This is a genomic window from Sinimarinibacterium thermocellulolyticum, from assembly GCF_040327995.1.
GTDB lineage: Bacteria > Pseudomonadota > Gammaproteobacteria > Nevskiales > Nevskiaceae > Solimonas > Solimonas thermocellulolyticum.
Genome location: NZ_JBEPIJ010000015.1, coordinates 65,202 through 79,590, shown reverse-complemented (window position 1 = coordinate 79,590; position 14,389 = coordinate 65,202). Strand labels below are relative to the sequence as shown.

16 protein-coding genes are annotated in these 14,389 nt (G+C 67.2%); 11 read left to right on the top strand and 5 right to left on the bottom strand.

Going from position 1 to position 14,389, the window contains the following annotated elements:
- Window positions 1-138: 138 nt before the first annotated feature.
- Window positions 139-348 (top strand): 50S ribosomal protein L31, encoded by a 210-nt coding sequence (gene rpmE, locus ABSH63_RS12680; protein ID WP_352890236.1) that lies wholly within the window; start codon window positions 139-141, stop codon window positions 346-348.
- On the opposite strand, the gene ABSH63_RS12675 is transcribed toward rpmE, so the two are convergent.
- Window positions 330-587: a hypothetical protein gene (locus ABSH63_RS12675; protein ID WP_352890235.1), complete on the bottom strand. Its 258-nt coding sequence runs from the start codon at window positions 585-587 to the stop codon at window positions 330-332. The genes rpmE and ABSH63_RS12675 overlap by 19 nt on opposite strands.
- 30 nt (window positions 588-617) lie before the next feature.
- Between ABSH63_RS12675 and ABSH63_RS12670 the strand changes: the two genes are divergently transcribed.
- Window positions 618-1,910 carry a citrate synthase gene (locus ABSH63_RS12670; RefSeq protein WP_352890234.1) on the top strand — a complete coding sequence of 431 codons (1,293 nt, stop codon included), beginning with the start codon at window positions 618-620 and terminating at the stop codon, window positions 1,908-1,910.
- A gap of 47 nt (window positions 1,911-1,957) precedes the next feature.
- Here the strand turns inward: ABSH63_RS12670 and ABSH63_RS12665 are convergent, their stop codons facing one another.
- Together ABSH63_RS12665 and ABSH63_RS12660 are read right to left on the bottom strand one after the other, a co-directional pair.
- Window positions 1,958-2,542 (bottom strand): hypothetical protein, encoded by a 585-nt coding sequence (locus ABSH63_RS12665; protein WP_352890233.1) that lies wholly within the window; start codon window positions 2,540-2,542, stop codon window positions 1,958-1,960.
- An 80-nt stretch (window positions 2,543-2,622) separates the two neighbouring features.
- The gene (locus ABSH63_RS12660) at window positions 2,623-5,046 is read right to left on the bottom strand and encodes a penicillin-binding protein 1A (protein WP_352890232.1); all 2,424 of its coding nucleotides are present in this window, start codon (window positions 5,044-5,046) and stop codon (window positions 2,623-2,625) included.
- A 178-nt stretch (window positions 5,047-5,224) separates the two neighbouring features.
- On the opposite strand from ABSH63_RS12660, the gene ABSH63_RS12655 reads away from it, so the two are divergent.
- The 9 genes from ABSH63_RS12655 (at window position 5,225) to ABSH63_RS12615 (ending at window position 13,588) form a co-directional block, all read left to right on the top strand.
- Window positions 5,225-6,304 (top strand): pilus assembly protein PilM, encoded by a 1,080-nt coding sequence (locus ABSH63_RS12655; RefSeq protein ID WP_352890238.1) that lies wholly within the window; start codon window positions 5,225-5,227, stop codon window positions 6,302-6,304.
- Window positions 6,305-6,344: 40 nt separating this feature from the next.
- Window positions 6,345-6,950 carry a PilN domain-containing protein gene (locus ABSH63_RS12650; RefSeq protein WP_352890231.1) on the top strand — a complete coding sequence of 202 codons (606 nt, stop codon included), beginning with the start codon at window positions 6,345-6,347 and terminating at the stop codon, window positions 6,948-6,950.
- Window positions 6,947-7,606 carry a type IV pilus inner membrane component PilO gene (locus tag ABSH63_RS12645; RefSeq protein ID WP_352890230.1) on the top strand — a complete coding sequence of 220 codons (660 nt, stop codon included), beginning with the start codon at window positions 6,947-6,949 and terminating at the stop codon, window positions 7,604-7,606. Before ABSH63_RS12650 ends, ABSH63_RS12645 begins: the two co-directional genes overlap by 4 nt.
- Window positions 7,603-8,106, top strand: a complete 504-nt coding sequence (locus tag ABSH63_RS12640; protein ID WP_352890229.1) for a pilus assembly protein PilP — start codon at window positions 7,603-7,605, stop codon at window positions 8,104-8,106. Before ABSH63_RS12645 ends, ABSH63_RS12640 begins: the two co-directional genes overlap by 4 nt.
- Window positions 8,107-8,139: 33 nt before the next feature.
- Complete coding sequence (locus ABSH63_RS12635; protein WP_352890228.1) at window positions 8,140-10,233, top strand: type IV pilus secretin PilQ; 2,094 nt, start codon at window positions 8,140-8,142, stop codon at window positions 10,231-10,233.
- Window positions 10,234-10,301: 68 nt separating this feature from the next.
- Window positions 10,302-10,832 (top strand): shikimate kinase AroK, encoded by a 531-nt coding sequence (gene aroK, locus ABSH63_RS12630; RefSeq protein WP_352890227.1) that lies wholly within the window; start codon window positions 10,302-10,304, stop codon window positions 10,830-10,832.
- A gap of 59 nt (window positions 10,833-10,891) precedes the next feature.
- A complete protein-coding gene (gene aroB / locus ABSH63_RS12625) occupies window positions 10,892-12,013 on the top strand; it encodes a 3-dehydroquinate synthase (protein WP_352890226.1) in 1,122 nt (373 codons plus the stop codon).
- A complete protein-coding gene (locus ABSH63_RS12620) occupies window positions 12,014-13,162 on the top strand; it encodes a deoxyguanosinetriphosphate triphosphohydrolase (RefSeq protein WP_352890225.1) in 1,149 nt (382 codons plus the stop codon). It abuts the gene before it with no gap.
- Between the two features lie 12 nt (window positions 13,163-13,174).
- Window positions 13,175-13,588, top strand: a complete 414-nt coding sequence (locus ABSH63_RS12615) for a YbaN family protein (RefSeq protein WP_352890224.1) — start codon at window positions 13,175-13,177, stop codon at window positions 13,586-13,588.
- Between the two features lie 3 nt (window positions 13,589-13,591).
- Here ABSH63_RS12615 and ABSH63_RS12610 read toward each other — a convergent pair whose 3' ends face one another.
- Both ABSH63_RS12610 and ABSH63_RS12605 read right to left on the bottom strand, forming a co-directional pair.
- Window positions 13,592-14,017, bottom strand: a complete 426-nt coding sequence (locus ABSH63_RS12610; protein ID WP_352890223.1) for a PIN domain-containing protein — start codon at window positions 14,015-14,017, stop codon at window positions 13,592-13,594.
- 4 nt (window positions 14,018-14,021) lie between these two features.
- A complete protein-coding gene (locus tag ABSH63_RS12605; RefSeq protein WP_352890222.1) occupies window positions 14,022-14,282 on the bottom strand; it encodes a type II toxin-antitoxin system Phd/YefM family antitoxin in 261 nt (86 codons plus the stop codon).
- Window positions 14,283-14,389 lie beyond the last annotated feature (107 nt).

Here is a 14,389-nt window from a genome sequence, read left to right as displayed (position 1 = left end):
CAAAAAACAAGCGCTCAAACTGCGCATACGCGTCGCAACGGGGCATCCCCTCTCTTTTCGTCACGCAAATTTCGATTCGCGGGCCGTAGGCAGCGATCTTTCGCGCGGTTTTTCAGCAAGCTGCTAGATGGTGTCCCGATGAAAGAAGGCATTCACCCGAGCTACACGGAAACGACCGTGGTCTGCAGCTGCGGCAACTCGTTCAAGACACGCTCCACCTGCGGCAAGGCCACTTTGCAGATCGAAGTCTGTGCCGCCTGCCACCCGTTTTACACCGGCAAGCAGAAGGTCGTGGACACCGGCGGCCGCGTCGACCGGTTCAAGAAGCGCTACGGCAGGGCCGCGTAAGAGCGGCGCTCCGTTTCGTGCAACAAGCCGCGTTCGCGCGGCTTTTTGTTTGAGCGGTCGTTTCGCTTCGCGCCGCAACGGCATGAGGATCGCGCCCCTTGGCTGGCAGTGGGCGTCAAAAAATCGCTATCCTTGCCGCCCGAACCCGCCAGTCCTTTGCCGCCGAGCCCGAACGCGCCGTCGCACCGGTTCTTGCGCGCCGGATTGGCCAGTGCGCTGTCCGGTGCGCTGATCGTCACGCAGTCACTTCGTCATCAAGGGGTCATGAGATGAGCACGCCCAGCTTCAGCCTGGTCAACAACACCACCGGCGAGAAAATCGATCTGCCGGCCGTCAGCGGCACGCTCGGCCCGATCGGCTTGGATGTCGGCAAGGTCTACGGCCAGATGGACGTGTTCACCTACGACCCTGGTTTTTCGTCGACCTGTTCGACCAAGAGTGCGATCACCTACATCGACGGCGACGCCGGCGTGCTGCTGTATCGCGGCTATCCGGTCGCCCAGCTCGCCGAGAAGTGCAGCTTCATCGAGGTTGCCTACCTGATCCTCAACGGCGAGCTGCCGAACAAGGCGCAGTTGCAGGCCTTCGACCAGACGATCCGTCGTCACACGATGATCAACGAGTCGCTCAAGAGCTTCTTCGGCGGCTTTCGCTATGACGCGCATCCGATGGCGATGCTCACCGGCGTGGTCGGCTCGCTGTCGGCGTTCTACCACGACACGACCAACAACAAGGATCCCGAGCACCGCAAGATCTTCGCGCACCGCATGATCGCGAAGATTCCGACGATCGCCGCGGCCGCTTACAAGCGCTTCGCGGGCCAGCCGTTCATGTATCCGCAGAATCATCTCGACTACTGCTCGAACCTGCTGTACATGATGTTCGCGGTGCCGGCCGAACCCTACGAGGTGAATCCGATCGCCGCGCGCGCGCTTGACGTGCTGTTCATCCTGCACGCCGACCACGAACAGAACGCCTCGACCTCCACGGTGCGCATGGCCGGTTCCACCGGCACCAATCCGTATGCCGCGATCGCCGCCGGCATCGCCGCGCTGTGGGGTCCGGCGCACGGCGGCGCCAACGAGGCCGTGCTCAAGATGCTCGACGAGATCGGCGACGTGAAGAACGTCCCGGACTTCATCAGCAAGGTCAAGGACAAGAACTCCGGCGTACGCCTGATGGGCTTCGGCCACCGTGTGTACAAGAACTTCGACCCGCGCGCGACGATCATCCGCGAACAGTGCCACAAGGTGCTCAAGGCGCTGGACATCCACGATCCCAAGCTCGAGCTGGCGATGAAGCTCGAAGAGATCGCGCTGTCCGACGACTACTTCAAGGAGCGCAAGCTCTATCCGAACGTCGACTTTTACTCCGGCATCATCTACAAGGCGCTCGGCATTCCGGTGAACATGTTCACGCCGATGTTCGCGATCGCGCGCACCGTGGGCTGGGCCGCGCACTGGATCGAGATGATTGCCGATCCGACGATGCGCATCGCGCGCCCGCGCCAGGTCTATACCGGCGCCGCCGAGCGCAACGTGCCGGCGCTCGACGAGCGCTGAAACCCTGCGAAGAGGCCGCCGCGAACGCCCGGCCTTGCCGGGCGTTCTTATTGCGCCGCGAGCCGCTCGGCTTGGGCGTAATCGAGGCGGCGGAACGGCTTGCCGTCGAGCGGATTGATCGGCACATGCCGGCGCTCGTCCTCGGCGAACACCGCGACGTCGATGCCGCAGCCATCGATCTCGAAGCGCAGCAGCGGGATAGTTTGCTCACGGCCATCGCCCAAACGGAAAGTACGTTCGCCCGGTTCGAAGTCGATACCGCGGTCGAGCAAAGCCACATCGACGGCTTCGGCCGCATCGCTGAACACGTGCAGTTGCACACGGTGCGCGGCGGTCACCGCGCCGCTGACCACCGCGCCGACCAGGCGCGGCGAGAACGCCGCCAACAGCCGCATCGCCGCGAGTGCGGCACGGCGCAGCGCGCGCAACTGCCGCAGGTAGTCGTCGCCGCCGAACAGGCGTTGATAGTCGAGCACGGCGGCGTGGATCGCCGCGTTGTCCGGCAGCGGCGCGTTCGGCGGCAGGCCCAGCCGCTGCGCGGCCTTGCGCTTGGCCTGGCGGTAGTCGATGAGCAGCTCGACGCAGACGATACGCGCCGCTTCCTCGATGATGCCCGACCGTTGGTGGACCATCGCCGCGCTCTACCCCAAGGCTCGCTCAATCCGTCTCACGCCTCACGCCTCACGCCTCACGTCTCACGTCTCACGGATCGTCAGAACAAGTCCTGCAGACCGCTGCCCTCGTCCTGCCGCTGCTGCGGGCTCTCCATCGCCGGCGGCACGCTCGCCAGCGGCACGGTCTCGAAGATCGCATCCGGATCACCGGCGGCGGCGAGAAACCCAGTATCCGGATCGATGCGCACGTTGACCAGCCCGGACGGACGCGGCGCACGTTCCTGCGCCACCCCATCGAGCGCGACGCGCATGTAATCCATCCACGCTGGCAGCGCGGCACGGCCGCCGACCTCGCCGCGCCCCAGCGGCGTCGGCCGGTCGAACCCGACCCAGACCACGGCCACCTGATGGCGCTGGTAGCCATTGAACCAGGCGTCGGTCTCGTCATTGGAGGTTCCGGTCTTGCCGGCGAGGTCGTTGCGCTTGAGCTCGGCGACCTTGGCGGCGGTGCCGCGTACGGTGACGTCGTGCAGGATGTCGCCGATCAGCCAGGCGACGGCCGGGTCGACGGTCTGCTCGGCCGGCAACCACTCCCGATCGGCATCGTCGACGAGCGGAGTTGGCGCCGGCGTCGGTGCGGGCGTCGCGGACAGCAGGTCGGCAGCCGCATCGGGCGCGGGCACCGCCGGCGCGACGCATTCGGGACAGGCGCGCTTGGGCCGGGCGCGCTCGATCACCTCGCCGCGGCCGTCGCGCACTTCGAGGATGACATAGGGGTCGACGACGAAGCCGCCGTTGGCGAGCGTCGCGTAGGCGCGCGCCATTTCCAGCGGCGTGAAGACCGCGCTGCCCAGCGCCATCGTCAGGTCGCGCGGCAGGCGCTCGGCCGGCAGGCCGAAGCGCGGGATGTAGTCGAGTGCGGTGTCGATGCCCAAGCCCATCAGCAGGCGGATCGACACCAGATTGCGCGACTGCACCAGCGCCTCGCGCAGGCGCATCGGGCCTTTGATGTCGCCGCCGTAGTTTTCCGGCCGCCAGGTCGCCTCCAGATGCGGATCGTCGAACACCACGGGTGCGTCGAGCAGCACCGACGCCGGCGTATAGCCGTGCGCCATCGCCGCGGCGTACAAGAAGGGCTTGAAGCCCGACCCCGCCTGACGCCGCGCCTGGGTCGCACGGTTGAACTTGCCGGCGTGAAAGTCGAAACCGCCGACCAGCGCCTCGATCGCGCCGTCGTCGGGATCAAGCGCGACCAGCGCGCCCTGCACTTGCGGCAACTGCGCCAGTTGCGGCGTGGCGGTGGATCGATCGACGCGCACGATGTCGCCGGGCATCAGGCGGTTCTTGTCGCCGAGTCCGGCCCAGGCCAGGGCCTCGCCCTGCAGCGTCAGCGGCCCGCTCGCCGTCAGCAGGTCCAACCGCCCCCCGGCAAAAGCGCTGACCACCGCCGGCTGCAGACCGCCGACCGGAAGCAGGCGGCCGAACTCGGCTGCGAACTCGGGGGAATCCGGCTGCGCGAGCAGCTCGGCGGGCAGGCGCGCCTCCGGGCCACGCCAGCCGTGGCGTCGGTCATAGGCGAGCAAGGCCGCACGTAGCGCGGCGTTGGCGGCAGCCTGTTTGGCCGCATCCACCGTCGTGGTGACGGTAAGGCCGAGGCTGTAGGCCGCCTCGCCGTAGCGGCCGACCAGTTCGGCGCGCACCATCTCGGCGACGTAGTCGGCCTCGACCTCGACCGGTGGCCGGTAGGGCCGCACCAACAGCGGTTCGGCCAGCGCCGCCTGCAGCTCGGCGGTCGAGATATAGCCCTGGGCATGCATGCGCCGCAGCACGTAGTCGCGGCGTTCGGCGGCCCGCTGCGGATTGACGACCGGGTTGTCGCGCGAAGGCGCCTTGGGCAGGCCGGCGATCGTCGCCGCCTGGCCCAGCGTGAGTCCGTCGACAGTCTGTCCGAAGTAGACCAGCGCCGCGGCGCCGACGCCGTAGGCGCGCTCGCCGAGAAAGATCTTGTTGAGGTACAGCTCGATGATCTGCTCCTTGCTGAGTTCGCGCTCGATGCGCAGCGCCAGCAGGATCTCCTTGAACTTGCGCGTGAAGGTACGCTCGCTGCTGAGAAACACGTTGCGCGCGAGCTGCATCGTGATCGTGCTGCCGCCCTGGGTTTTCTCGCCGGTGGCGGCGAACTTCAGGCCGGCGCGCAGCAGGCCCTGCCAGTCCACGCCCGGGTGTTCGAAGAAGCGGTCGTCCTCGGCGGCGAGGAAGGCCTGGACCAGGCGCGGCGGCAGTTCCTCATAGCGCAGCAGCGCGCGGCGCTCGCTACCGAACTCGCCGATCAGCTTTCCGTCCCGGCTGTAGATGCGCATCGGCACGGACAACTGCAGTTCGCGCAGGCTGGCGACGGAGGGCAGGTCGCGGCCGTAATGGACGGCGGCGGCGTACAAGCTCGCCGCGCCCAGCGCGGCCAGCAGCAGGACGATCGCGAGCAGCCACAGCAGCACGCGCGAAGCCGGCTTGTATGGGGTCATCGCAGAAACTTGACGAAGGGAAAAGCTCGGGAAATGTTTGCAGCTCGATCAGGCAGTTGCCGTTGAAACTTATAGTTGCGCAGTAGCAGTATTGCGCTATAGTACGGTGCGATGCGGGAAGAGTGTTTCCTTCCCGTGGGGGAATGTCAACGAAGCGGCACGGGGCGTCATGGCCAGCCTGCAAACGCTGTTCGGCAAGGGAAGCAAGGGCTTGATCGGTCTGGACATCAGTTCCAGCGCCGTGAAGCTGCTCGAGCTCTCGCGCAAGGGGACGCGCTACCACGTGGAGGCGTACGCGATCGAGCCCCTGCCCCCGGGTGCGGTCGCCGACAAGCAGATCACCGACCCCAAGCCGGTCGGGGAGACGATCGCACGTGCGGTCAGCCGCGCCGGCACGCGCATGCGTGAGGCCGCGGTGGCGGTGGCCGGCGCTTCGGTGATCACCAAGGTCGTCGAAATGCCGGCGATGCTCTCCGGCGACGACATGGAGGAGCAGATCAAGGCCGAGGCGGACCAGTACATCCCTTACCCGATCGACGAGGTCAGTCTGGACTTCGAGATCCTCGGCCCGAGCGCCAAGAACACCGAATCCGTCGATGTGTTGCTCGCCGCCTGCCGCAAGGAGCAGGTCGAGCGCCTGTTGGCCGCGGTGGACATCGCCGGGCTCAAGGCGCGCGTGGTCGACGTCGAGGCCTTTGCGCTGGAGAACGCCTGCCAGTTCCTCGAACACCAGATGCCCGACGGTGGACGCGGCCGCACCATCGCCGTCGTCGACATGGGCGCGACGACCACCTCGGTGCTGATCCTGCACGACCTGAGAACCATCTATACACGTGACCAGTCCTTCGGCGGACGCCAGCTCCTTGAGGACACCATGCGCACCTACGGCATGGCCCAGGACGAGGTGCTCAAGGCCAGGCGCAGCGGCAAGCTGCCGGAAGGTTACGAAACCGAGGTGCTCGCGCATTTCGTCTCGGACATGGCGCAGCAGATCGACCGCTCGCTGCAGTTCTTTTTCTCCGCCGTCACGCAGTACAGCAGCATTGATCAGATCCTGCTCGCCGGGGGCTGCGCACACATCCCCGGCGTCGACGCCAGCATCCAGGAACGGCTGCAGATTCCAACGAGCGTGGCACGGCCGTTCGCGCAGATGAGCGTGGCCTCGCGCGCGAAACCGGCGAACCTCGCGCAGGAAGAGGCCTCGCTGCTGATCGCCGCGGGCCTCGCCTACCGCGCTTTCGACGAGGAGAAGGCATGACCGCGGGCACTGTCGGCCGGGCAGCCATCCGGAGCGTGCGATGACCACGCATATCAACCTGCTCGATTGGCGCAAGGCGCGTCGCGAGAAGCGCAGGCAGGACTTCTTCGCCAGCCTGGGGCTGGGTGTGGCGGTCGCCGGCGGTCTGGTCGCCGCCGGCTGGATGCTCGTCAACGGACAGCTCGGCCAGCAGGAGGCGCGCAACAGCTATCTGCGCGCCGAGATCGCGGAAATGGACAAGCAGCTCACCGAGATCCGCGAGCTCGAGCGCGTGCGCGCGAATCTGATCGCGCGCATGCGGGTCATCGAGGAACTCGAAGCCAGCCGCACCGCATCGGTGCATTTCTTCGACGAGATCGTCAACACGCTGCCGGACGGCGTCAGCCTGACCAGCCTCAAGCAGCAGGGCGCCGACGTCACGCTCGATGGCATCGCCGAATCGAACGGGCGCATCTCCACCTACATGAAGAATCTCGATGCCTCGCCGTGGTTCACCGATCCGCGGCTGGTGGTGATCAAGACCAACGAGAAGGACCGCCGCCGGCAGGCAGAGTTCACGCTGCAGGTGAAGCGCCTGACGCAGCCGGAAGCGACCGACGGCAAGGCCAGCGACGAAGCCGCCACCGACGAGGAGTCGCTCGGATGAACGCGCAGGAGATCCTGCAGACGCTGCAGACGCTGGACGCTCAGAACCCGGGCGCCTGGCCGAAGTGGGTCCGCGTCGCGGCCGTGATCGCGACCGGGGTGCTCGTGCTGATCCTCGGCGGTTGGCTGTTGATCAAACCCGTGCACGAATCGGTGCAGGCGGCGCGCGCGCAGGAACGTACCTTGCTCCAAGAGCTCGACGACAAGCAGAAGAAGGTCGCCGCGATCGACGCTTATCGCGAGCAGCTCAAGGAAATGGAGCGGCAGTTCGGCGCCATGCTCAAGCAGCTCCCCAGTCGAGCCGAAGTCGCCAACCTGCTCAACGACATCTCGCAAAAGCGCGTGGAAGCGAGCCTGGAAGAAGAACTGTTCCAGCCGATCGGCGAGATCCCCAAGGACTTCTACGCGGCGATCCCCAATAAAATCGTCGTCGTCGGCGACTACCACGAGATGGGCATCTTCGTGAGCGAAGTCGCGGCCCTGCCGCGCATCGTCACGATCGAGGACGTCGAGATCCGCGGGGCGTCGTCCAGTGGGCCGGGCAGTGGCGGTCCGACACTGCTGCGCATGACGGCAACGGCGCAGACCTACCGCTATCTGGACGAAGCGGAGATCGCGGCCGCAAATCCCCAGACTCAGCCACGGGGGCGTCGATGAAGCGCATCGTGCCGACGCTGCTCACAACCACTCTCGCGCTCGGCGCCTGCAGCGACGACATGTCCGACCTTCGGCGCGAGGTCGCCGCCATCAAGGCGCGCACGTCGACGAACATCCCGCCGATTCCGCAGCCCAAGCAGTTCGAGTCGTTCGCCTACGTCCCGGATGGGCGCCGCGATCCCTTCGTCGCGGTGGTCGAAACCAGTCGGCAGGCCGTCTCCGGTCCGCGGCCCGACATGAACCGCAACCGCGAGCCGCTCGAGGAGTTCCCGCTGGATGCGCTGCGCATGATGGGCACGATCAGTACCCCCAAGGGCGTGTTCGCGCTGATCAAGGCGCCAGACGAGGTCATCCACCGCGTGACCGTGAAAAACTACATGGGGCAGAACTACGGCCAGATCGTTTCGATCACGCCGACCGAGGTCACACTGCTGGAGCTGATCGAGGACGGCTTCGGTGGCTGGACGCAGCGCACCGCCGTCGTGGCGCTGAGCGAGTAAGGGATACGCGAGAGGGATCCAGGGAGTGATGACATGACGACGATCTCCGCCACGATTCGGCGCTTGCTGCTCTCGCTGCTGCTGGCGATGCCCGCCGCGGTCGTCGCGCAAGACTTGGCCCTGGAGGACGTCCAATTCGCCGAGATCGACAAGGGCCGGGTGCTGATGACGCTGGCGCTGTCCGGCCCGGCGCCGCAACCCTCGGTGTTCACCGTCGACCAGCCTGCGCGGCTGTCGCTGGATCTGCCGGGCGTGCGCTCGGCGCTCGCCCAGCGTTACCAGCGCATCAACCTTGGCAACGTACGCGCCGTGGCCAGTGCCGAGTCACGCGGCCGCACGCGCGTCGTCGTCGAGCTCGGCAGCAGCGCGCCCTACTCCGTGGATGTCGACGGCAACCGCATCCTCGTGCGCCTGGACAACCCCGCTTCGGCACGCATCGCCCAGAGCCCGGCCGTGATCGGCGGTCGCGGCGCGAAGGTCGAGGGCGTGGACTTTCGGCGCGGCGAGAAGGGCGAGGGGCGCGTCCTGGTGCGCCTGTCCGATCCAGGCACCGTGGTCGACGTCAAGCGCGAGGGCGGCAAGATCGTCGCGCGCCTGCGCAATACCCAGCTCGCGGACGATGGCCAAAAGCGCCTGGACGTGCTCGATTTCGCAACCCCGGTGCGCTATATCGACATCATCGCCGACGGCCGCGACAGCCTGGTCGCGCTGACGCCGGTCAGCGGGCAGGACTACGAGCAGGCCGCCTATCAGTCCGGCAACGTCTTCACGCTGGAGTTGCAGCCGCTGTCCGCCGCACAGACCGAGGAGCTGCAGCGCACCAAGCCGCAGTTCACCGGCGAGCGCATCAGCCTGTCGTTCCAGAACGTCGAAGTCCGATCCCTGCTGCAAATCATCGCCGACGTCGCCGGCACCAACATGGTCATCAGCGACTCGGTGCAGGGCCAGATGGCGATGCGGCTCGAAAACGTGCCCTGGGACCAGGCGCTGGACATCATCCTGCGCACCAAGGGCCTGGGCATGCGCCAGCAGGGCAACGTCATGCTGGTCGCACCGCTCGACGAACTCTCCCGACGCGAACAATTGGAGCTCGAGGCGGCCAAGGCCAAGACCGAACTCGCGCCGTTGCGCTCGGAGCTGATTCAGGTCAACTACGCCAAGGCCAGCGACATCCGCGCGCTGCTGTCGAGCGGCGAAACCTCCCTGCTCAGCGAGCGCGGCCGCGTCACCGTGGACGAGCGCACCAACACCCTCTTGGTGCTGGAAACCCGCGAGAAGCTCGACGAGATCCGCGCGCTCATCGCGCAGTTGGACATCCCGGTGCGCCAGGTGCTGATCGAATCGCGCATCGTGATCGCGAACGACGACTTCGCGCGCAATATCGGCGCGCGATTCGGCGTCAGTTCGATCGCCCGCAGCGGATCGACCACGATCAGCCAGTCCGGCGGCGCTACTGCCCCGGGCCAGCTCACCCCCAACCCGATCGGCAACGCCGGGTCCCGGAACATCGCTGCCGGTGGATTGCCGAGCGCGCAGGACAACTACATCGTGAATCTACCGGTAGTCGGTTCAGGTATCGGTTGGACCATTCTGGGTCGAGACTTCCTGATCGACCTCGAACTCTCCGCCTTGCAGACCGAGGGTCGCGGCGAGGTGATTTCGACGCCGCGCGTCGTGACCGCCAACGGCAAGCAGGCGATCATCGAGCAAGGCCGCGAGATCCCCTATCAATCGTCCAGCGGCAACCAGGGCGTGCAGACGGAGTTCAAGAAAGCCGTGCTGTCGCTGACGGTCACGCCGCAGATCACCCCGGACAACCGCGTGATCATGGACTTGTCGGTCACCAATGACTCGCAGGGCGAGGACGTGAATACCGGCGTCGGTTCGGCCCCGGCGATCGACACGCGCCGGCTCGACACCCAGGTGCTGATCACCAGCGGCGAGACCGTCGTGCTCGGCGGCGTATTCCAGGAGGAGACGCGTCGCTCGGCGTCGAAGGTGCCCTTCCTCGGCGACATCCCGCTGCTCGGCACGCTGTTCCGCAACAGTGGCCGCTCCGACAACAAGCGTGAACTCCTGATTTTCGTCACGCCGCGCGTGCTGCAGGAAGGCCTGGTCGTGCAGTAGCGCGAAACGCCGGCCAAAGCGCGCCGCGCCTATACTGGCGCGGCCCGGGTTCTGCTGCCGGTTCTGCGATGCGGTCTGCTCCAAACATCTTTCTCATCGGCCCGATGGGGGCTGGCAAGACCACGGTCGGCCGGCGCCTCGCGGAGACCCGGCACATGCGCTTCGTCGATTCCGATCAAGAGATCGAACGGCGCTGCGGCGTGGACATCCCGTACATCTTCGAGAAGGAGGGCGAGGCCGGGTTTCGGCGCCGTGAGGCGCAGGCGATCGCCGAGCTCACCGCCGATTCGAACATCGTGCTCGCGACCGGCGGCGGCGCGATCCTCGACCCGCACAATCGCCAGTGCCTTGCCACGCGCGGCGTCGTGGTCTACCTCTACGCCAGCGTCGAGCAGCAGCTCGCGCGCACGCAACGCTCGCAGACCCGTCCGCTACTCCAGCAGGCGGCCGACCGGCGCGAGGTGCTGGAGCGGCTGTTGCGCGTGCGCGACCCGCTGTATCGACAGATCGCGGATCTGATCGTGGATACCGATGGGCGCGCGGCGCGGTGCGTGGCCAAGGACATCGCGCGCTTCGTCGGCAGCCCGTGCAGCTCGTGACCCTCGAAACCGCGCGCCGTGAAGCCTACACTGCCCGTCCTCCGTTCCCGCGTCCGAACATGCCCAGCCTTCAGGTCGATCTAGGCCAGCGCAGTTACCCGATCCATATCGGCGCCGGGCTGCTGTCCGCGCCGGCACTGTGGCAGCCGCTACGCGCGCGGGCGCTGCGACTGGTCACCGACGAGCACGTCGCCCGGCATCACCTCGACGTGGTGCGCGCGCAGCTCGACCTCGATGCGTCCTCGATTCGCGTGCTGCCGCCGGGCGAGACGCAGAAGAGCTGGGAGCAGGCCGGCAAGCTGCTCGACTGGCTGTTGCAGACGCGGCTTGCACGCGACGGCTGCCTGATCGCGCTCGGTGGCGGCGTCATCGGCGATCTGGTGGGATTCTGCGCGGCGATCTATCAGCGCGGCGTCGACTTCGTGCAAGTGCCGACGACGCTGCTGTCGCAGGTGGATTCCAGCGTCGGCGGCAAGACCGGCATCAATCATCCGCTCGGCAAGAACATGATCGGCGCCTTCCATCAGCCGATCCTGGTGCTGGCCGATACCGACACGCTCAAGACCCTGCCGCGCCGCGAGCTGATCGCCGGACTCGCCGAGGTGATCAAGTACGGCATGCTCGGTGACACCGGCTTCCTCGACTGGATCGAAGCTCATCTGAACGAGCTGCTGGCGCTCGATCCGGCGGCCACCGCCGAGGCGATCCGCCGCAGCTGCGCGATGAAGGCCGCGATCGTCGGCCGCGACGAGCGCGAATCGCTAACAGGTGGCAGCGAGCGTGCGCTGCTCAATCTGGGCCATACCTTCGCGCATGCGATCGAGACGCACGCCGGCTACGGCGACTGGCTGCACGGCGAGGCGGTGGGCGCCGGGCTGTGCATGGCCGCCGACCTGTCGGCGCGCCTGGGCTGGATCGGCGCCGCCGACGCGCGTCGCTGCATCGCCCTGATCGAGCGCAGCGGCCTGCCGACGCGGCCGCCGGCGGACATGACGCCGCAGGATTTCATGCGCAACATGGCGCTCGACAAGAAGGTCGCGGCGGGCAGGCTGCGTCTGGTGCTGCTGCGCGCGCTCGGTCGCGCCGTGGTCACCGCGGACTTCGACCCGGCGCGCCTCGCCGAGACGCTGGAGCATTTCTGTTCCGCGGCTCACCACTCGTGCCCCACGTCTCACGGCTAGATGCCGCTCGCCGCTTACGCCGTCGACGAACGCCGCTCGCGCGGCCGGCGCCATCCCGAACCGGCGCCCGGGCACCGCAGCGAGTATCAGCGCGACCGCGATCGCATCATCCACTCGGCGGCGTTTCGCCGGCTCGAATACAAGACCCAGGTCTTCGTCAATCACGAAGGGGACCTGTTCCGCACGCGGCTGACGCACTCGATCGAGGTGGCCCAGATCGCGCGGACCATGGCGCGTACCTTGGGTCTCAACGAAGATCTGTGCGAGGCGGTGTCGCTCGCCCACGACCTGGGCCATACCCCTTTCGGGCACGCCGGCCAGGACGCACTCAACGCTTGTATGAAGCCGTACGGCGGCTTCGAGCACAACGCGCAGTCCTTGCGCGTGGTGGACGAACTGGAGGACAAGTACGCGGAGTTCCGCGGCCTGAACCTGATGTTCGACACGCGCGAGGGCATCCTCAAACACTGTTCGCTGGCGCGTGCGCGCCTGCTCGGCGACGTCGGCGAGCGCTTCCTCAACCGCACGCAGCCCAGCCTTGAAGCGCAGCTCGCCAATCGCGCCGATGAGATCGCCTACAACAACCACGACATCGACGACGGCCTGCGCGCGCGGCTGCTGACGATCGAGCAGTTGCGCGAGGTGCCGCTGTTCCGCCGGCATCACGACGAGGTGCTGGCACGCTACGGGACGATCAGCGCCAAGCAGCAGCGGCACGAGACCACGCGCCGCATCATCAACACGCTGGTCGTCGATCTGACCGAAACCTCGCGGCGGACGCTGGAACGGGCCGGCGTGCGCTCGATCGAGGACGTGCGCGCCATGCACCAGCCGCTGATTCGCTTCAGCGAGGCGCTCGAAGAAGAGAACGAGGCGCTCAAGCGCTTTTTGCGCGAACACCTCTATCGCCATCCGCAAGTCCACCGCATCATGGTCAAGGCGCAGCGCGTCGTGCGCGAGCTGTTCGCGGCCTTTCTCGCCGACCCGCGGCTGATGCCGCCGGATTTCCATGAATCGGCCCGCCGCCTCGAAGCCGTCGAGGGCGAGAGCGGACGGGCGCGCGCGGTCGCGGATTACATCGCCGGCATGACCGATCGCTTCGCGCTCGACGAGTACGAGCGTCTGTTCGACCCGCGCCGCCTGCGCTGACCGCCGGTCCCGATGCGCGAACATCCGCCGGTCATGACGCCGATGCGCCGAGCGCCCAGCCCGCTGGCGCGCTGGCTGCTGATCGGCGCCGGCTGGTTGGCGCTGATCCTCGGCGCGATCGGATTGTTGCTGCCGGTGGTGCCGACCACGCCGTTCATCCTCTTGTCCGCCGCCTGCTTCGCGCGCAGCTCCGAGCGCTTTCACGCCATGCTGCTGCGCAATCGCGTGTTCGGCCCGCTGATCGTCGAGTGGGAGCAGTACCGCAGCATCCCGCGGCGCACCAAGCGCTGGGCGATCCTCCTGATGGCCCTGACCTTTGGCTGTTCGATCGTGTTCTTCGTGCAGCCGGTCGGCCTGAAATGGGCACTCGCGGCGGTCGGCATCGCCGTTGCGATCTGGATCTGGCGCATCCCGTCGCGCGATTGACGGCTACGGCCGGAACCAGTCCTGCGTCACCAGCGCCTCGGCACCGGCATAGGCGGCCGGATTGCGCGTCACCAGGTGCAGTTCGTGCACTGCCGCGGTCGCCGCCTGCTGGCCCTCGAGCGCGCTCCAGGATCGGTACTGACGCTGGCGGCGTGCCGTCTCGCGTGCGAGCCAGCGCGCGGCCTCCAGGTCGAAGGCCAGCACCGGCGGACCGCTGCGCAGCAGTTCCTGGACGAAGGCATCGAGCTGGCTGCGGCGCGCACCTTCCGGCAGTGACTGCACCCCGCGCAGCAGGGCATACGCCGTGATCGCCGCCAGCGCGCAATCGTGCTGATGCTGGCGAAAGCGCGTCAGCACCAGGCGGTTGCCGGCCGGTCGCGTGAGCTCGGCGAGCACCGCAAGATCGAGCAGATAACGCGGTCGGGCCATCGCCTCACTCCAGCTGCGACCAGCGCGCCAGCTCTTCGGGGCTGACCCCCTCGAAACCGGCACCGGCGCGCGCGCGCCAGCTCGCCAAAAAGGCGCTGAAATCGGCGCTCCCGGCGGCCGTGCGCAGGCGCTGGTACTCGCCGTCGGCGAGCAGCACGGCGACCACCCGGCCGCGCCGGCTGATCGCGAGCGGCGCACCGCACTCGACCTCGCGCAACAGCTCGGTCAGGCGATTCTTGGCGTCGGCAATGGAGACCGTCCGCATCGTGCGCATCCGAAATGGCCATCGTCATGGCTATCTTATGCTCGCGCAAGTCACTGAATCAATTGGCGGTTGCCGATCCGGGCCACGAACGCGAGGAAAATGTTTGC